Annotated in this window: 15 protein-coding genes; 9 read left to right on the top strand and 6 right to left on the bottom strand. The window is 70.7% G+C overall.

From position 1 onward, the window contains the following. Positions 1-102: 102 nt before the first annotated feature. Positions 103-1,017, bottom strand: coding sequence for a DUF3027 domain-containing protein (locus BWI15_RS14995; RefSeq protein WP_077015033.1), 915 nt, complete (start codon positions 1,015-1,017; stop codon positions 103-105). A gap of 85 nt (positions 1,018-1,102) precedes the next feature. Here BWI15_RS14995 and BWI15_RS14990 point away from each other — a divergent pair, with 85 nt between their 5' ends. Then, positions 1,103-3,352: an MFS transporter gene (locus tag BWI15_RS14990; RefSeq protein WP_077015032.1), complete on the top strand. Its 2,250-nt coding sequence runs from the start codon at positions 1,103-1,105 to the stop codon at positions 3,350-3,352. Positions 3,353-3,963: 611 nt separating this feature from the next. Continuing rightward, a complete protein-coding gene (locus BWI15_RS14985; RefSeq protein ID WP_143465611.1) occupies positions 3,964-4,263 on the top strand; it encodes a hypothetical protein in 300 nt (99 codons plus the stop codon). Positions 4,264-4,300: 37 nt separating this feature from the next. On the opposite strand, the gene BWI15_RS14980 is transcribed toward BWI15_RS14985, so the two are convergent. Continuing rightward, positions 4,301-4,684: a cold-shock protein gene (locus BWI15_RS14980; RefSeq protein ID WP_077015030.1), complete on the bottom strand. Its 384-nt coding sequence runs from the start codon at positions 4,682-4,684 to the stop codon at positions 4,301-4,303. Between the two features lie 237 nt (positions 4,685-4,921). Continuing rightward, a complete protein-coding gene (gene larE / locus BWI15_RS14975) occupies positions 4,922-6,391 on the bottom strand; it encodes an ATP-dependent sacrificial sulfur transferase LarE (protein WP_083750780.1) in 1,470 nt (489 codons plus the stop codon). A gap of 85 nt (positions 6,392-6,476) precedes the next feature. On the opposite strand from larE, the gene BWI15_RS14970 reads away from it, so the two are divergent. The 3 genes from BWI15_RS14970 to BWI15_RS14960 are packed head-to-tail and all read left to right on the top strand — an operon-like array spanning position 6,477 to position 9,008. After that, positions 6,477-7,406 (top strand): TauD/TfdA dioxygenase family protein, encoded by a 930-nt coding sequence (locus tag BWI15_RS14970; RefSeq protein WP_077015029.1) that lies wholly within the window; start codon positions 6,477-6,479, stop codon positions 7,404-7,406. Between the two features lie 55 nt (positions 7,407-7,461). Then, positions 7,462-8,049, top strand: coding sequence for a TetR/AcrR family transcriptional regulator (locus BWI15_RS14965; RefSeq protein WP_077015028.1), 588 nt, complete (start codon positions 7,462-7,464; stop codon positions 8,047-8,049). Continuing rightward, the gene (locus tag BWI15_RS14960; protein ID WP_077015027.1) at positions 8,046-9,008 is read left to right on the top strand and encodes a R2-like ligand-binding oxidase; all 963 of its coding nucleotides are present in this window, start codon (positions 8,046-8,048) and stop codon (positions 9,006-9,008) included. The genes BWI15_RS14965 and BWI15_RS14960 overlap by 4 nt, the downstream gene beginning before the upstream one ends. A 24-nt stretch (positions 9,009-9,032) precedes the next feature. Here BWI15_RS14960 and BWI15_RS14955 read toward each other — a convergent pair whose 3' ends face one another. Next, entirely contained in the window at positions 9,033-10,217 is a 1,185-nt protein-coding gene (locus tag BWI15_RS14955; protein WP_083750779.1) for an MFS transporter, read from the bottom strand. A gap of 74 nt (positions 10,218-10,291) precedes the next feature. Between BWI15_RS14955 and BWI15_RS14950 the strand changes: the two genes are divergently transcribed. Then, positions 10,292-11,191, top strand: coding sequence for a LysR family transcriptional regulator (locus tag BWI15_RS14950; RefSeq protein WP_143465609.1), 900 nt, complete (start codon positions 10,292-10,294; stop codon positions 11,189-11,191). Between the two features lie 31 nt (positions 11,192-11,222). On the opposite strand, the gene BWI15_RS14945 is transcribed toward BWI15_RS14950, so the two are convergent. After that, complete coding sequence (locus BWI15_RS14945; protein WP_077015025.1) at positions 11,223-12,848, bottom strand: AMP-binding protein; 1,626 nt, start codon at positions 12,846-12,848, stop codon at positions 11,223-11,225. A 185-nt stretch (positions 12,849-13,033) separates the two neighbouring features. Between BWI15_RS14945 and BWI15_RS14940 the strand changes: the two genes are divergently transcribed. Continuing rightward, entirely contained in the window at positions 13,034-14,500 is a 1,467-nt protein-coding gene (locus BWI15_RS14940) for a restriction endonuclease (RefSeq protein WP_077015024.1), read from the top strand. Here the strand turns inward: BWI15_RS14940 and BWI15_RS14935 are convergent. Further along, positions 14,493-15,434 (bottom strand): DUF6454 family protein, encoded by a 942-nt coding sequence (locus BWI15_RS14935; RefSeq protein WP_077015023.1) that lies wholly within the window; start codon positions 15,432-15,434, stop codon positions 14,493-14,495. The two genes, BWI15_RS14940 and BWI15_RS14935, sit on opposite strands and share 8 nt — an antisense overlap. Before the next feature lie 116 nt (positions 15,435-15,550). Here BWI15_RS14935 and BWI15_RS14930 point away from each other — a divergent pair, with 116 nt between their 5' ends. Both BWI15_RS14930 and BWI15_RS14925 read left to right on the top strand, forming a co-directional pair. Then, positions 15,551-16,174 carry an SIMPL domain-containing protein gene (locus BWI15_RS14930; protein WP_077015022.1) on the top strand — a complete coding sequence of 208 codons (624 nt, stop codon included), beginning with the start codon at positions 15,551-15,553 and terminating at the stop codon, positions 16,172-16,174. A 58-nt stretch (positions 16,175-16,232) separates the two neighbouring features. Then, positions 16,233-17,468, top strand: a complete 1,236-nt coding sequence (locus BWI15_RS14925; protein ID WP_077015021.1) for an Nramp family divalent metal transporter — start codon at positions 16,233-16,235, stop codon at positions 17,466-17,468.

The following is a 17,468-nucleotide window of genomic DNA, read 5'->3' as shown; positions in this document are numbered from 1 at the left end:
TCGCGAGCGACGCGCCGAAACCCTGTGCGCGGCTCCTGACCATCGAGCCCCGAGGCGGATCGACCGCCCGGGGAGGAGGTGGTCAAGGTCCGGCTCGGAACGTCAGTCCTGCTCGACGATCTCCTCGGTCGCGGCGGCGACCTCTTCCACCTCGTCGTCCGAGCTGGGCTCGGCAGCGGCCTCGACCTCGGCCTGGACGGCGTCGGCCTCGGCGATCTCGTCGACCGCCTCGGTCGGGGTCGGGTCGGACGGGATCGCCAGCTCGTCGTACCCGGTGGTGTCGAAGGCGTGCTCGGTCGACGGGTGGTCCGGTGCGTCGATCACCACGTCGGAGTGCGCGCCGCAGCCGTAGTCGTAGGCGACGACCCGGCCCTCGCCCGGCGCCATCTCGTTCGCGCAGGCGCCGAAGGCCTGGCCGAGGCTGTCGGCCAGCCGGATCCAGTAGCCGCAGGAGTGGCACTTGAACGGCACGGCCTGCGCGATCGCCGAGCCGGGACCGAAGTCCCCGGCGTACCAGCGCTCGGCCGCGTCTTCCCGGCCGGCCGGCGACAGCACCCGCTCGCGTCCCAGCCCGAGCTCCTCGACGACCGCGAGCACCTCGTCGGGCGCGCCGCTGGTGTCGGTGTAGCCGGGCTCGAGCCGCGGGTCGTCCGGCAGCGTCGGGAACAGGTCGCCCGGCCGCAGGTCACCCGGCTGGACGCGCTCCGACCACGGCACCCACTCCGGCGCCACGATCGCCTCGCCGCCCGGCAGCATCACGACCTCGTTGATCGTGACGGTCTTGGCCCGCGACGCGCGGGTGACCGTCACCGCCCAGCGCCAGCCTTTGTACCCGGGGTGGGTGGAGGCGAAGTAGTGCGTGACCAGCCGCTCGCCCTCGACCAGGTGGCCCAGGTGTTCGCCGACCTGCGCGGCGCCGGCTTCCTCGATCGCGGCGTCGCGGGCAGGTTCCACCGCCGCGACGCAGACGGCGTCGGGCTTGGCGCGGACCGGTTCCGGAGCTTTGACGGGAGTCACAGTCGGTCATTCTCGCACGTCGTACCACACAGATCGAACCGTGCCGCGACTGCGCTCTGTCCCCCGCACAAGGCAGGATGGTCGTATGGAGAGTCCCGACCCCGCGGACCGGCCGCGCAGCGAGCAGCCGAGGCGTCCTGGCCAGGATCCCTCCGCCGGGTCGAGCACGGGCTCGACCGGTACGACGGGTGCGCGCGGTGGGGGTTCCAGCGGTACGCGGGGTGCGCGTGGCGAGGGCTCCAGCGGTGCGCGTGGTGAGGGCTCCAGCGGTGCGCGTGGTGCGCGTGGTGAAGGCTCGGACGGTGCCCCGGGTGGGCGCGGTGCCGGCGCCGGCGGACCGGGTCCCGGGAAGAAGTCGGCCGGTGAGCGGCTCGGGGCTGCCGGGCAGCGGCTCGGCAGTGCGAGCAAGAAGGTCGGGCACGCGTCGAAGGTCGGGGCCAGCGGGTTCGCGTCGATCTCGCGGAAGACCGCCGGCGTCACCGGGCGAGTGGGCAAGGCGACCGGGCGGCGGATCCAGGGACTGACCGGCGCGCAAGGTGCGCGCGAGTCCGGGCTGTCCCGGCTGATCGAGCTCGGCGCGGTGAACGCCGCGGGCGACACCGCCTTCGCGGTCTCCCTGGCCGGCACCGTGTTCTTCGCCGTACCGAGTGAGCAGGCGCGCGACCGGGTCGCGTTGTTCCTGCTGCTGACGATGGCGCCGTTCGCTCTGATGGCACCGCTGATCGGCCCGATCCTCGACCGCTTCCGGCACGGCCGCCGCTGGGCGATCGGCGCGACACTCGGCCTGCGTGGCTTCCTCGTGTGGAGCCTGGCCGCGTCGATCCACGACAGCTCCACCTGGCTGTACCCGGCGGCCCTCGGCTGCCTGGTCGCCTCCAAGGCGTACGGCGTGACGCGCGCGTCGGCGGTTCCCCGGCTGCTGCCTAAGGAGATCACGCTCGTCACCGCCAACTCGCGGATCTCCCTGGCCGGCGTGGCCGGGGCGACGATCGGCGCCGGCATCGCAGGCGCGTTCGCGGCGATCGGGCCGGAGTGGTCGCTGCGGTGGGCCGCGCTGGTCTACACGGTCGGCCTGATCCTGGCGATCCGGTTGCCGAGCCGGGTGGACTCGCCGGCCGGTGAGGAGATGACCGGCTCGGCCGGGCGCGAGGCGCGCCGGCGGGCGATCACCGCGGCGGTGTCCCGGGGTATCCGGTGCAACCTCGGCCTGCGGTTCGTGTCCGGGTTCCTGACCATGTACCTGGCGTTCCTGCTGCGCGACAAACCGATCGCCGGGCTGGACGGTGCGATCGCGGCCGGCGCGGTGATCGCGGCGGCCGGCATCGGCAACAGCCTGGGAACCCTGACCGGATCGTTGCTCAAGGCAAGAAAACCGGAGATCGTCGTCCTGGTCGTGCTGCTCGCCGACGCCGCCGTCGCGGTCGTCGTGGCGATCCTCTACGGCTTCCCGACCCTGATCGTGCTCGGCCTGGTCGCCGGCCTGTGCAGCTCGCTCGGCAAGCTGTCGCTGGACGCGATGATCCAGCGCGACGTACCGGAAACCGTGCGGACGTCGGTGTTCGCCCGCTCCGAAACCGTCCTGCAACTGTCCTGGGTGATCGGCGGCGGCTGCGGCATCATCCTGCCCCTGATCCCCCGCCTGGGCTTCGGCTTCCTGGCCGCCGTCCTGCTGGTGGTCATCTTCCTGGTCGTCCGCCATAAACCCGCACCCCAACCTCGTACGCCGAACGCCGCCCCGTCGGGTCCTCGCACTCCGTCCCCGCACGAGGCGACTCGTCCGGTCCGGCGCCCCGGCTCGGAGGACTCGCGCGCCGACGCAGCCGCCCGACACCCCGACGCGGACGAGTTCCGGGCCGATGCAGCCGCCCGCCGTACCGACGAAACCCGCGCCGAGGGCACGGTGCTGACCAGCCCGCAGGACCCGACCCGCATCAGCGAGGTCCGAACCCGCGGCCCGCGCCCCGACAACTCCGGCCGCTACACCGAGCCCACCGTAGAACTCCGCCTCGACCCCCACGGCAGGCCCGCGCCGGTCGGGGACTCCCCTTCCACCACAGGCTCTCCAGGCACCCCTGCACCCACCGGCAACCGGAGCCCCGGAACCTCCCCCACCGCAGGCCGCTGGTGGAGCGGCCAGCCGGACGACGACGACACCGTCGCCGAGCCGACCACCTGGTCCGAGGAACCAACCGTCGAACGCACCGCCGAGCAACCGACGTCCGGCCGCCGCGATCCGCGCCCGGCCGAAGACCCGTCGCCCCGCGGTGGCGTCGCCCCCAACGACGAGACCCGCGTCGAGCGCCGCCCCAGCTTCTTCCGCCGCCGCAACCGCTGACACGAGTCCCGCGCGTGGCGCAGTTCGCCAGCCTCGACCGGCGCCGCCGCGTCCTCCACCGGCCGCGGTCCCGGCGTCGAGCAGCACCCTTCCTTCTACCGCAGCTGGAACGCTGACCCAGCGACTGCCGCGCACCTGGTCGGTTCGCCGACGCCCCGCCGCCTCCGTTCACCGCGTAGCGCACGTCGCTGGCTCAGGTCCGCACGCCAGCTCGCCGCCCGCTCGAGTCCGAAGCCGTTCAGACCGGCGGGCGCCGCGTCGGTGCGCATCGCCCGCCGAGGCCGACCTCCACCACCGACTAAGCCCCAGATCGGGCCAAGTGCCAGGCGTGGCCACGCCAGCAGTGGGCAGTTGGTGGGTGGTGGAGGTCGAGACCGGACGCACAAAGCGTCGCCCCCACACCGGCCCAGCTCGACTCGGCCCCGTCGCCGGCGGCAGCCAGAGCAGCGGGAGCGGCAGCGACCACGACGGCAGCGGCGAACGGCGAGTGCCGCGTGCGCCGCGCGTCCTTCGGCGACGGGCGGACGTGCACCACTCACCAACACCGGCATCGCCCGGGAAGCAGGCGCTTTCACGCAGGCAGGCGACCGGTGATCGGCCGTTGGTGAGTGGTGCACGTCCGTCGAGCCGCTCATCGGCTGGGCGAGCTGGCTGGTCAGCGGGCCCGGCCCTACCTGCAGCTCACGGCCAATCTGCTGACCGGCGACGCCGCGGTCCAGGAAGCCGACCGGTTGTACGCGCAACGGCTGGCGATGCTCGCGACGCCGGACCGGTTTCCCGGCATCGCGGCGAACCTCGGCGGCGGCCGGCTCGAGGACTTCGACGCGGACTACACGGCCGACGAGTTCCAGGTCGGGCTGAACGTCGTACTCGACGGCATCCAGCGACTCATCGACCGGCGAAACCACTGAGCCCGCGCCGCAAAAGCGGCGCGGGCGGCCTACCGGGTCAGACGTCGAGGCGGTCCGCGACTCCTCGCAGCACCGTGGCGACCTGGCGGGCGGCCTTGCCGTCGGGGTGGCGGCCGCGGCGGTAGCCCTCGCCGAGGTTGTCGAGCAGCTTGATCAGGTCCTCGACGACCAGCGCCATCTCCTCGGGCTTCGGACGCATCGCCTTGGCCACCGACGGCGGCGGGTCGATCAGCCGGACCTGCAGCGCCTGCTCACCCTTGCGGCCCTCGACCACGCCGAACTCGACCTTCTGGCCCGGCTTCAGGCTGGTCACTCCGGCCGGCAAGGCCTCGGCGCGCACGTAAACGTCCCCGCCCTCCTCCTTGCTGAGGAAGCCGAACCCCTTCTCGGAGTCATACCACTTGACCTTGCCAACAGGCACGGGAACCTCTTCGAGTGTCATCGACGGAACAGGACGGAAAGGGGGACCGGACAGGTTGCCCGGGCCGGCTACCCAGCGTACGTGAACCGGATGCGCCGCGCCTCTGGGAAACTATCTGATCGCACAGTGATTCCGCACTCCCCGGTCTCGTATTTCCGGGTCGTCGCCTGCTGCGACCGGGTCGCCGATGGAACGGTCCCCCGAGCGCCGGGCGGTTGATCCCCGCCGACGGACCCGTCAGCGATACTTTTCGGGCTCCTTGAGCCGCTCGTTCATCGAACCGGACCGGAATCCGCGAGGGTCGACGGCGGCCGCGGTGAAGCCCTCGGCGCGGACCAGTTCGACCAACGCGCCACTGTCGACCGTGCCGAGCAGCTCGGCGTCGATCTCGATGCTCGCGGACTCGCCGAGGTCGCGGACTCGCACGTTCTGCACCCCGTACGGCGCCAGGTGCGCGCGGACCGCCTGCTCGGCGCGGTCGACCCGGGCGAGCAGGTTCGGCGTGATCCGGATCCCGTAGGCGATCCGGCTGGACAGGCACGCGGCGGCCGGCTTGTCCGACGTCTCCAGGCCCCAGCTGCGCGACGCCTCACGGATCTGCGCCTTGGTCAGCCGCGCGTCGCGCAACGGCGTGATCGCCCCGCGCTCGAACGCGGCCCGGATCCCCGGCCGGAACCCGGCGATCGCGTCGTCGGCGTTCGTACCGGTCGCGATCGCGGCGATGCCGAACTCGTCCGCGATCGGCTGCAGCGTCTCGACCAGCTCGGCCTTGCAGAAGTAACACCGGTCGCCGGCGTTGGCCTGGTAGCCCTCGCGGTCCATCTCGTGCGTGTGCGGCGTGACGTGCCGGACGCCGAGCCCGTCGGCGAACCGGGCGGCCGGCTCCAACTCCGCGACCGGCAGGCTCGGGCTGACCGCCGTCGCCGCGACCACGTTCGCGGGACCGATCGCCCGCGCCGCGGCCGCCAGCAGGAACGCCGAGTCGGCACCGCCGCTGAACGCGACCACCAGACTCGGGTACGACGCCAGTCGCGCCATCAGCGCCTCGAGCCGCTGCTCCAGCACGTACGCGTCCAGCCAGGCCGGGAACTCGGTCAGGTCGTTCAGTACGACGTCCGCCCCGTACGCGCGCAGCTCGTCGGCGGTGAACGGACCGGTCGCCACGCTCACCGCGACGGCGCCGGCGGCCCGCGCCCCGTCGATGTCGGCGGTGTGGTCGCCGACGTAGATCATCGCTTGGTGCTCGCGCAGCGCGATGCCCTTCTCGGCGCCGTGCAGGTCACCGATCGGCTCGTCCACGTCGAGGCCGAGGTGGTCCAGGTGCAGCTTCACGCTCGGGGTGTACTTCGCCGAGACGACCACGGACCGCCCGCGCAGCGCCCGGACGGCGGCCAGCGACTCGGTCACCCCGGGCAGCGGCAGGCTGTCGGCGATCGCGTGCTGCGGGTAGTGCTCGCGGTAGCGCTCGACCATCGCGTCGATCTGCTCCTCGGGGAACCAGTGCGCCATCTCCCAGCGCAGCGGCGGCCCGAGTCGGCTGACCACGAGATCGGTGTCGATCGGGACCCCGGTCTCGGCGACCAGCAGGTCCCAGACCGCCTGGATGCCCGGCCGGGAGTCGATCAGCGTCATGTCCAGGTCGAACCCGACCACGAGCTCGGGGACGTCGGTGACGGTGGTCTTGGACTGCATCTCGGCGGTTGACACATCCCCAACCCTACGGTGTCAGGGACTTCGTCTCAGATGCCGAACCAGCTTCAAAGTCGAGTAAATTGGCTGGAATATAGAAGTTATGACGACTCAACTCGAAGCACCCACCGTGACTGTGACGAAGGTCGGCAGCGCCCTCGGAGCCGTGATCGGCGGCGTCCAGCTCGGCGGTGAGCTCGCCCCGGCGACCGTCACCGCGATCCGGCAGGCCCTGCTCACCCACAAGGTGATCTTCTTCCGCGACCAGCAGCACCTGGACGACGCCGGCCAGCTCGCGTTCGCCCAGCTGCTCGGCACACCGACCCTGGCTCACCCCACGGCCAAGAGCATCGACGGCGCGAGCAACGTCCTGCCGATCGACTCCGACTACAGCAAGGCGAACAGCTGGCACACCGACGTGACGTTCGTCGACCGGATCCCCGCGATCAGCCTGCTGCGCGCGGTCACGCTGCCAGCGTACGGCGGCAACACGAGCTGGGCGAACACGGTCACGGCGTACGAGAACCTGCCGGTGGCGTTGAAGGCGCTGGTCGATCGGCTCTGGGCGGTGCACAGCAACGTGTACGACTACGCCGGGCGGCTGGACGAGTCGCGGGTCGGCGGGATCGACGTGAAGTTCCAGCAGTACCACGACCAGTTCGTCTCGCAACTGTTCGAAACCGAGCACCCGGTGGTGCGGGTGCACCCGGAGACCGGCGAGCGCTCGCTGGTGCTCGGGCACTTCGTCCGGCGCTTCGTCGGGCTCACCGCCGCCGAGACCAGTCAGCTCTTCCAGCTGTTGCAGAACCGGGTGACCAACCTGGACAACACCGTCCGCTGGCAGTGGCAGCCGGGTGACCTGGCGATTTGGGACAACCGCGCGACCCAGCACTACGGCGTCGCCGACTACGACGACCAGCCGCGCCGACTGCACCGGATCACGCTGGCCGGAGACGTCCCGGTGAGCGTCGACGGAGTCCGCAGTACGCCGCGGACGGGCGACGCGGCGCACTTCTCCTTACTTGACAGTTAGTCCATTTGCGTTCGGTCTCTTGACATCCGGGAGGCAAATGTAAACCCTGGACCGCATGGACACCTTCGCCGAGCGGACCAAGCGCCGGTTGCACGACGAGTTGCTCGACGCGGCGTACGACCTCCTGGTGTCCGGCGGCTACGACGGCCTGAAGATGGCCGACGTCGGCCGCCGGGTCGGGGTGTCCCGGCAGACCGTCTACAACGAGTTCAAGGACCGCTGGGGGTTGCTCGAAGCGGTGGCGGCCCGCGAGACCGAGCAGTTCCTGGTCGACGTGAACGCCGCGCTCGCCCAGCACGACGACCCGATCGACGGGTTGCGGGCCGCGGTCGAGCGCGCGCTGACGCTGGCGGCGGACAACCCGCTGGTGAAGGCCGCGCTCGGGCAACCCGGTTCGGACCAGGCCAGTCAGCTGCTGACCACCCGGGGCCAGCACGTCCTCGAGCTGAGTCACCAGCGGCTCGACGCCCACGTCCGGCAGCACTGGCCCGACGTACCGGGCGAGGACGCGACCACCTGCGTGGACATCGCGCTGCGCGTCGTGCTGAGTCACATCGTGAATCCCGGCGCCGCGCCCGCGGTCGTCGCCGTCCAGGTGGCCCAGGTGCTGGGTCCGTTTTTGAGCAGCAGGAGGCAGGCATGACCACGACGACCGCGAATCCCCTGCACCGCAAGGGTTTCAACTCGCTGCGCGAGGGCGGCTTCCACTGGGACGCGCTGCCGCTGCGCTTGTTCGACAAGGGCAACCGCAAGTTCTGGAACCCGCGCGACATCGACTTCAGCCGCGACGCCGAGGACTGGCAGCGGCTGACGCCGAACGAGAAGGACAACGCGATGATGCTGTGCGCGCAGTTCATCGCCGGCGAGGAGGCGGTCACCGAGGACCTGCAGCCGTTCCTGCAGGCGATGGCCGCGGAGGGCCGCTTCGGCGACGAGATGTACCTGACCCAGTTCTGCTTCGAGGAGGCCAAGCACACCGCGGTGTTCCGGCTCTGGCTGGACGCGGTCGGCGTCACCGAGGACCTGCACCGGTACGTCGAGCACAACCCGGGCTACCGCGCGATCTTCTACGAAGCCCTGCCGGTCGCACTCAAGTCGCTGGCCGACGACCCGTCGCCGGCCAACCAGGTGCGCGCCTCGGTCACCTACAACCACGTCGTGGAAGGCACGCTGGCGCTGACCGGCTACCACGCCTGGAACCTGCTCTGCACCGGTCGGGGGATCCTGCCCGGCATGCAGGAACTGATCCGCCGGATCGGTGACGACGAACGCCGCCACATGGCCTGGGGCACTTTCACCTGCCGCCGGCACGTCGCCGCCGACGCGTCCAACTGGAAGGTCGTCACCGACACGATGGAGGAGCTGCTCCCGCACGCGCTCGTCCAAATCCAGTGGGCGATGGAGAACTCCCCCGAGCTTCCGCCCGAGATCGATCCCACCGCCCTGATGACGTACGCCGGCGACCGCGCCACTCGTCGCCTCGGCGCGATCGAGTCCGCCCTCGGCGCCGACGTCGCCGGCATCGACCTCGACTACTCCCCCGAGAAGCTGGAAGACGACTTCGGCGCCGAGGACTCCGCCGCCCTGGCCGCCGTACGCTGAACGCAGCGTCCGAAGAACTGTGCGCTACAGTCTCGGGTTCTTCGGACGCTGGCTGAGGAGTACGGCGAGGGCGGTGAGCGCGAGTAGCCCCGTCAGCCAGGAGACCGCGGCTGGGCCCCCGTGGTCGACGATTCGGCCGCCGGTGAGGGCGCCCAAAGCGATGGCGGCGTTGAAGACTCCGACCAGCAGGGCCGAGGCGGGCTCCGGCGCTCTGGGGGCCGCCGCGAGCGTCCAGGCTTGGGTGGTGACGCTGACGCCGCCGTACCCGAAGCCCCAGATCAGCAGCAGGACAAGGGCTCCGGGGACACTCGTGCCGAGCAGCGGGAGGGCGAGCACCGACGACGCGACCAGTGCGGCGATCAGGCCGAGCATGCGCCGGTAGGACTTCACCGAGCCGGCGACGAAGTTCCCCGTGACGCCGGCGACGCCGTACGCGAGCAGGAGTGTGCCGATCAGCGCCGGACCGATGCCGGCGAAGTGCTCCAGCATCGGGCGCACATAGGTGTACGCCGAGAAGTGGGCGGTGACCAGCAGCGCGACCAGGAGCAGGCCGACGCGGACCTGCCGGAGCTCGAGCGCCGCCGCCACATCGGCCAGGCGGACCGGCGCCGACGCGGGCAGCCTCGGCAGGAGCAGCGCGAGAGCGACCGCCAGTACGACGGACAGCAGGCCGATCGACGCGAAGGCCCAGCGCCAGCCGACCAGCTCACCGACGTACGTGCCGGCGGGGATGCCGAGGACCGAGGCGATACCGATGCCGCTGAAGATCAGTGCGGTCGCCGGGCCGGCGGACTCCGGCGGGACCAGCCGCGGAGCCAGCCCTACGGTCAGCAGCCAGACGCCGCCCATCGCGATGCCGGTGAGGATCCGGGCGACGACCAGGACGCCGAAGTTCGGCGACCAGGCGGCCAGCAGACTGGCCGCGGCCAGCACGATCATCAGCGCGACCAGGACGGTCCGGCGGTCGAGCTTGCCGAGCAGCAGCGGCAGGACGGGCGCCGAGACGGCCGCGACCAGACCGGTGACGGTCAGACTGAGCCCAGCCGTCCCCTCGCTGATGCCGAGCGCCGCGCCCATCGGCGTCAGCAGTCCGACCGGCAGCATCTCGGCGGTGACCACGGTGAAGATCGTGACGGCCATGGTGATCGCGGCCGCCCAGCCCTGGGCCGTGGTGCGGGGCGGCGTCGCGTCGAGGCAGGTGCTTGTCATGCTTCCAGCCAACTGCGCACCGCTCGACGGGAACAACGACGATGTGCTCATCCTTGGATTAGCCGTACTCATCGATCACGGAGGTCGTCATCAGCCTGGAGATCCGCGAACTGGAGTGCTTCCTCGTCCTGGCCGAGGAACTGCACTTCGGCCGTACCGCCGAGCGGCTCTACCTGACCCAGAGCAGGGTGAGTCAGCTGCTGCGTGCGCTCGAACACCGGATCGGCGGGCAGCTGGTCGAGCGGACGAGTCGCCGGGTGTCGCTGACGCCGCTGGGGCAGGAGTTCGTGGAGTCGCTGCGGCCGGCGTACGCGGCGCTGGAGCGGGTGGTCGCCAGCACTCAGCAGAAGGCGGCGGGGAGCGGTGGGCAGCTGCGGATCGGCTTCCAGGGAACGGCGAACGACCAGATCCTCGCGGCGGTCGGCGGCTTCCAGGAGCAGCATCCGGGCTTCCTGGTCGAGGTGATGGAGCTGCCGCTGAACGATCCGTTCAGCGCGCTGCGGCGGGGTGAGGTCGACGCGGCGGTGGTCCTGCTCCCGGTGGCCGAGGACGACCTGGCGCTCGGACCGGTCTTCTCCGAGCAGCCACCGGCCCTGACGGTCTCGGTCAAGCACCCTCTGGCCGACCGGTCGAGCCTGGACGTCGAGGAACTGGCCGGCAGCGTGCTGATCTCGGTCGCGCCGCCGGCACCGGGCTACTGGCGTCAGGTGCAGGCTCCGACCCAGACGCCGTCCGGCGCGCTGATCCACCGCGGTCCTGAGGTCCGCACACTGCAGGAAGGCTTGTCGATGATCGCCGCGAACCGCGGCGGCATGCTGCTGTGCCGGCCGACCGCCGAGCTGAACCAGCGCGCCGACATCGTGCACGTCCCGGTGACCGGGCTGCCGGACTCGGCGCTCGGGCTGGTCTGGCGGCGCGGTGAGGACACTCCATGGCTACGGACGTTCGCCGGCGCCTTGCTGGACGAGCAGTAACGCGATTTGTCGACTTATCGCCGGACGAGGATCAGTTGGTGAGCCCCAACAGTTCGACGGACTTCTCGCGCATCTCGACCTTGCGGATCTTGCCGGTCACCGTCATCGGGAAGTCGTCGACCAGCAGGACGTAGCGCGGGATCTTGTAGTGGGCGAGCTTGCCGGTGGCGAACTGCTTGAGCTGGGCGGCGTCGAGCGGCGCGGCGCCGTCCTTCAGCTTGATCCAGGCGCACAGCTCCTCGCCGTACTTGGCGTCGGGTACGCCGATCACCTGGACGTCGGCGATGTCGGGATGGGTGTAGAGGAACTCCTCGATCTCGCGCGGGTACACGTTCTCGCCGCCGCGGATCACCATGTCCTTGATCCGGCCGACGATGTTCACGTAGCCGTCGTCGCGCATCACCGCGAGGTCGCCGGTGTGCATCCAGCGGGCCCGGTCGATCGCTTCGGACGTCTTCCCGGGTTCGTCCCAGTAGCCGAGCATCACCGAGTAGCCGCGGGTGCACAACTCGCCGGGTTCGCCCCGCGGGACGACGAGGCCGGTCGCCGGGTCGACCAGCTTCACCTCGACGTGCGGCATCACCTGGCCGACCGTCGACGTCCGCCGGTCGAGGTCGTCGTCACGCCGGGTCTGCGTCGACACCGGCGAGGTTTCGGTCATGCCGTAGCAGATCGCGACCTCGGCCATGTGCATGTCGGCGACGCAGCGCTTCATCACCTCGATCGGGCAGGGCGATCCGGCCATCACCCCGGTGCGCAGACTCGTCAGGTCGTAGTCGGCGAAGTCCGGCAGTCCGAGCTCGGCGATGAACATCGTCGGTACGCCGTACAGGCCGGTGCAGCGTTCGTCCTGCACCGCCCGCAGGGTCGCGGCGGGGTCGAAGGCCGGCGCCGGGATCACCATGCAGGCGCCGTGGGTGGTGCAGCCGAGGTTGGCCATCACCATGCCGAAGCAGTGGTAGAAGGGCACCGGGATGCAGAGCCGGTCGTCCGCGGTGAAGCCGATCAGCTCGGTGACGAAGTAGCCGTTGTTGAGGATGTTGTGGTGCGAAAGCGTTGCCCCCTTGGGGAAACCGGTCGTGCCCGAGGTGTACTGGATGTTGATCGGATCGTCGAAGCTCAGCTCGGCCTCGCGCTCGGCGAGCTGCGCGTCGGTGATCCCGCTCGCCGCCTCGACCACGCCATCCCAGTCGTCAGTGCCGATGTAGACAGTGTCCTCCAGCGCCGCACAGTCGCCGCGCACCTGGTCGACCATCGCCCGGTAGTCGCTGGTCTTGAACTCGGTCGCCGAGATCAGCAGCCGTACGCCGGACTGGTTCAGCGCGTAGGCCAGCTCGTGCGTCCGGTACGCCGGGTTGATGTTCACCAGGATCGCGCCGATCGTCGCGGTCGCGTACTGGCTGATCGTCCACTCCGCGCAGTTCGGCGCCCAGATGCCGACCCGGTCGCCCTTGCGAATTCCTCGCGCCAGCAGGCCCTTCGCGAACGTGTCGACCGCCGCGCCGAACTCGGCGTACGTCCAGCGCCGGCCGGTGGCGACCTCGACCAGGGCCTCCTGCTCGCCGTACGTCGCGACCGTGCGGCGCAGGTTCGCCCCGATCGTTTCCCCCAGCAACGGAACGTCGGACACCCCGGACGCGTAGGAAGGCAGGCTCATGGCCACATCGTGACCCGCCGGTAGCGCACCGACAACCCCAGCGGCCTGTCGGACCGGATGCGAACGGTTGTTCGAGTGCAGGCGAACAGGGTGTGGACGGCAAGCAATGTCATGACCAACTCTGCGTCACCGTCGGTCGCTCAGCGTGAAGACGCGCTTAGGCTGGATCCGAGAGGTGTGAGGCCATGGGCTGGTCGGTGGATCGACATGCCCGCAGCGAGCGTCCGCCCGGACGGACCGCCGAGGCGGCGCAGCGGACCGCTGCGGCGCGGGAGCATGTCCGTTTGCTGGAGAGCGTGCTCGCCGCAGCGCTGGCAGAGGAAGTACAGGCCACCGACCTGCAGACGCTGAAGCGGGCGCCGCGCCGGGCTCCACCGGGCTTGGCGGAGGCGGATCTGCAGCCGCATCCGGGGCCGGTCTGGGCAGCTTTCCGGCCGAGTCCACCGGGCCCGTTCGCGCGCTGGGTCGGAGGGAACCGGCGCTACGCCCGGCGGTTGCGCGACGCCGAGGACAGGTTCGCCGAGGCGATCGAGCGGCACCGGCTGGCCGAGGAGGCGCGGCAGCTGCGAGTCGCCCGGGCCGTCCGGGAGCAGGCGGACCAACAGCGCCGGCTCGACGAGGCCACGGCCGAGCAGCACGCCCGGGTCGACGAGTACGAGCGCTGTGTACGCGCCAAGGACCGGCAGGCGGTCAGCCGGTACTTCCAGAAAGCGCTGGACCGGACACCCGAGCCACTCGACTTTCCCCGGCGCCGCAAGGCCGGGTACGTGCCGGAGTCGACGCTGCTCGCGCTGGAGTGGGACCTGCCGGACGTCGGTGTGATCCCTTCCGCGGCTGCCTACCGCTACGACGAGGCATCCGATGCCGTGTACGCCGTACCGCGGCCGGAGAAGGAGATCCGGCTGCTCTACCAGCAGCTCGTCGCCCAGTGCGCGCTGCGGGCGCTGCACCTGGTCTTCGCCCATGACCGGTACGGCGTGGTCGACACCGTCGTCTTCAACGGGATGGTCGAGGCCGTCGACGCGGCCACCGGACGGACGGTCCGGCCGTGCCTGATCACCTTGCGGGCAACGCGGGAGCAGTTCACCGCGCTGGTGCTCGACCAGCTCGATCCGGTCGCCTGTGTCCGGCACTACTTCGGCGCGGAGGTCTCCCGGCATCCCGAGGAGCTGCAGCCGGTCGAGCCCGTGCTGGACTTCGACCTGACCGACCCACGCACGGTGGAACCGGCCGACGTGGTCAGCGAGCTCGACAGCCGGCCCAACCTGCTGGACCTGAGTCCGGAGGAGTTCGAGCACCTGGTGCACAACCTGCTGACCCGGATGGGGCTGGAGACCCGGTTGTTCCGCAGCGGCAACGACGGCGGGATCGACTGCGTCGCCTACGACCCCCGGCCGATCACCGGGGGCAAGTTCGTCGTCCAGGCGAAGCTCTACACGCGGACCGTGCCGCCCAGCGCCGTACGGGATCTGTTCGGCACCGTCGTCGACGCCGGGGCGACGAAGGGGATCCTGATCACCACCAGCGGGTTCGGGCCGTCCAGCTACCAGTTCGCGAACGGCAAACCGCTGCAGCTGATCGACGGGACCGGGCTGCTCGCGCTGTGCCACCAGCACGACATCCCGGCCCGCATCGTGCCCCGCGCTAGCTGATCGGCGACTCGTACACGGTCAGCTCGGTGCCGTTGACCTCTTCGCCGTCGTCGGGTGCGGTGAACAGGCGCAGCTTCTTGCCGTCCACCTCCAGCGCCACCGGGTTGCGGGTCGCGCTGTGCCCGGCCGAGGAGAACGCCGGGAACGGGATCTCGTGCAGGATCCGGTTGTCGTCCTTCAGGTCGAGCAGGGCCAGTCCGCCGAGCTCGTAGCCGCCGCCGGTCGCCGTCGGCAGCCCGGTGACTCCGCCGCAGAGCTGCTTGCTCCGGCTGACGTAGTCGCAGTCCTGGTAGTCGAGCAGGTGGCTCCGGTTCGGCTGGGCGTCCAGCTGCTTGCCGGAGGGGCTCCACTGGTACAGAGTCCGCGAGCCCCAGCTGACTCCGTGCACCAGGCCGGTACGCCGGTCGCGCACGACTCCGCCGACGTGGTCGCGAACGCGGAACTGCTCGCTGACCCGGTAGGTCTTCGGGTCCACCTTGTAGACGATCGCCTTGCTGTTCGGCCGGTACTCCGCGACCGGAACCCAGACGTTCTCGCCGTCGAAGTCGATGCCGCCCGGGTGGTAGACGGTGCTCTCACCGAGCCGGATGTCCTTCTTCAGCCGGCCCTGCCGGTCCAGCACGAGCAGGTGCCCGATCCCCTTGCCTGGACTGCGGTCGTACCCGTCGACGGGCTGCGGGTAGCGCACCGGCGCTTCCAGCACCTCGACGCTGGACAGGTAGATCAGGTCGCCGACCAGCGCGAAACCCTGCGGGTGGTACGTCGGGAACTTCAGCGGGATCTTGGCCACCTGCGTCCACGGCGTACTGCGGGTGGTCGCCGCGAAGGCTCTGGCGACCTGGTCGTCGCGTCCGCCCGCCTCCGCCCCGGCGGTGGTCAGTCCGACGAGCAGTGCGCCCGCCATGACGGTGGCGAGCAAGGTCTTCCTGCGCATGGTGGTCTCCCGTTGCGGTGGGGTGGTTCCGGGCAGCGTGTGCCCAGCTGGAGAAGGCACGGCCGACACCAGCTGACCAGAGGCTGTGCGCCGGGTGAAGTGTCAGACTGGCGCGCATGGACTCTGGGATCACTGTCACCGGGACCGGTCAGGCCACCGCGCCGGCCGATCTGCTGCGGCTCACGCTCAGCGTCGGGCAGGACGCGCCCGACGTCGCCGACGCCGTCGCACAGGTCGCCGAGCGGACGGCGGCGGTGATGGCCGCGCTGCTGGCCGAAGGTGTCGCCGCCGACGACATCGCGACCAGTGCGGTGTCGGTGCACCCCCAGTACGGCGAGTCGATGACCGTGACGGGCTACCGGGCGTCGCACTCGATGGCGGTGACCACCCGCGACCTGACGGGCTTCGGCCGGTTGCTGAACGCGGCCGTCGCCGCGGTGGGCAACAGCCTGGGACTGGACCTCCTGCAGTTCGACGTGGCCGACAAGGGCGCGCTGGTGGACAAGGCGCGGAAGCTGGCGTTCACCCAGGCACGGCAGAAGGCGGAGCAGCTGGCCGAGCTGACCGGTCAGGCGATCGGTGGGATCGCGGCGGTCAGCGAGACGCAGGGCTACGTGCCGCTGCGGGAGATGTCGGCCAAAGCCGTCAGCGCCGGCGGTGGCTTCGCCGCGGACCTGGGCGTCACGCCCGGCGAGCAGACCGTCGACGTGACCCTCGAGGTGCGCTGGAACTGGGCCTGACCGGTGTCGACCCAGGACACGCCGCGCGCGTGTCCCCCGCGTCGGCCATAGTTCTCCCATGTACGCACCGGCGCCGCTTCGTCGTCAGCTGAACCGTTCGGGTCTGTTGCTGCTCGGCCCTGCCTTCGTGGCGGCGGTGGCGTACGTGGACCCCGGCAACTTCGCGACCAACATCGCGGCCGGCGCGTCGTACGGCTATCTGCTGTGCTGGGTGGTCGTCGGGGCGAACCTGATGGCCGTGCTGGTGCAGTACCTCGCGGCCAAGGCGAGCATCGCGACCGGCAAGACGCTGCCGCAGCTGTGCCGGGAGCACTTCCGGGCCTCCACGTCGCGCGGGCTGTGGGCGCAGGCCGAGCTGGTCGCCGTCGCGACCGATCTGGCCGAGGTGGTCGGTGGGGCGATCGCGCTGAACCTGCTGTTCGGCGTACCGCTGTTGCTGGGTGGGGTGATCACCGGGGCGGTCTCGTTCGGGCTGCTGGTCTACCAGTCCAAGCGCGGGCAACGGCCGTTCGAGGCGGCGATCATCGGGTTGCTGGCCGTCGTGCTGGTCGGGTTCGTGGTGTCGACGGTCCAGGCGCAGCCGTCCGCCGCGGGAGTCGTCGGTGGTCTGGTGCCGCGGCTGGACGGGACGGAGTCGCTGGTGCTGGCGGCCGGAATGCTCGGCGCGACCGTGATGCCGCACGCCATCTGGCTGCACGGCGCCCTGGTCACCGACCGGCACGGGAAGGCGCTCCGCTCGACCGCGGGCAAGCAGCGGGTGCTGCGGGCGACCCGGGTCGACGTGGCGGTGGCGATGGCGCTGGCCGGCGCGGTGAACCTGGCGATGGTGGTGCTGGCCGCGGCGGCGCTGAGCGGATCGGGCGCCGACTCGCTCGACGCGGCGCACGGGGCGATCGGTGAGCGACTGGGTCAGCTGCCGGCGTTGCTGTTCGCGCTGGCCTTGCTCGCTTCGGGGTTCGCGTCGTCCTCGGTCGGCACGTACGCCGGATCGGTCATCCTGGAAGGGTTCTGGCAGCGGCACGTGCCGCTCGCGGTCCGGCGGCTGATCACGCTCGCGCCCGCGCTGGTGATCCTCGCGATCGGCATCGACCCGAGCCGGGCGCTGGTGGTCTCGCAGGTCGTGCTGAGCTTCGGGATCCCGTGCGCGTTGTGGCCGCTGGTCAAGTTGACCGCAACACGGCGCATCATGGGCAGCCTGGTCAACCGGTTGCCGACTACTCTCACCGCATGTCTGGTAGCCACCGCCGTCTCGGTCCTCAACGTCGTACTGATCGTGCTGACGCTGCGAGGGTGA

This window comes from Kribbella sp. ALI-6-A, from assembly GCF_001984195.1.
Classification (GTDB): domain Bacteria; phylum Actinomycetota; class Actinomycetes; order Propionibacteriales; family Kribbellaceae; genus Kribbella.
The sequence above is the reverse complement of the archived record's forward strand: the minus strand, read 5'-3'. Positions and strand labels throughout refer to the sequence as shown.

Bases quoted from the DNA above. Each gene is read 5' to 3' on its own strand.
- BWI15_RS14990 (WP_077015032.1), top strand. From the start codon at position 1,103: ATGGAGAGTCCCGACCCCGCGGACCGGCCGCGCAGCGAGCAGCCGAGG.
- BWI15_RS14945 (WP_077015025.1), bottom strand. From the start codon at position 12,848: ATGAGCCTGCCTTCCTACGCGTCCGGGGTGTCCGACGTTCCGTTGCTG.
- BWI15_RS14925 (WP_077015021.1), top strand. From the start codon at position 16,233: ATGTACGCACCGGCGCCGCTTCGTCGTCAGCTGAACCGTTCGGGTCTG.
- BWI15_RS14965 (WP_077015028.1), top strand. From the start codon at position 7,462: ATGGACACCTTCGCCGAGCGGACCAAGCGCCGGTTGCACGACGAGTTG.
- BWI15_RS14970 (WP_077015029.1), top strand. From the start codon at position 6,477: ATGACGACTCAACTCGAAGCACCCACCGTGACTGTGACGAAGGTCGGC.
- BWI15_RS14960 (WP_077015027.1), top strand. From the start codon at position 8,046: ATGACCACGACGACCGCGAATCCCCTGCACCGCAAGGGTTTCAACTCG.
- BWI15_RS14940 (WP_077015024.1), top strand. From the start codon at position 13,034: ATGGGCTGGTCGGTGGATCGACATGCCCGCAGCGAGCGTCCGCCCGGA.
- BWI15_RS14955 (WP_083750779.1), bottom strand. From the start codon at position 10,217: ATGACAAGCACCTGCCTCGACGCGACGCCGCCCCGCACCACGGCCCAG.
- BWI15_RS14930 (WP_077015022.1), top strand. From the start codon at position 15,551: ATGGACTCTGGGATCACTGTCACCGGGACCGGTCAGGCCACCGCGCCG.
- BWI15_RS14935 (WP_077015023.1), bottom strand. From the start codon at position 15,434: ATGCGCAGGAAGACCTTGCTCGCCACCGTCATGGCGGGCGCACTGCTC.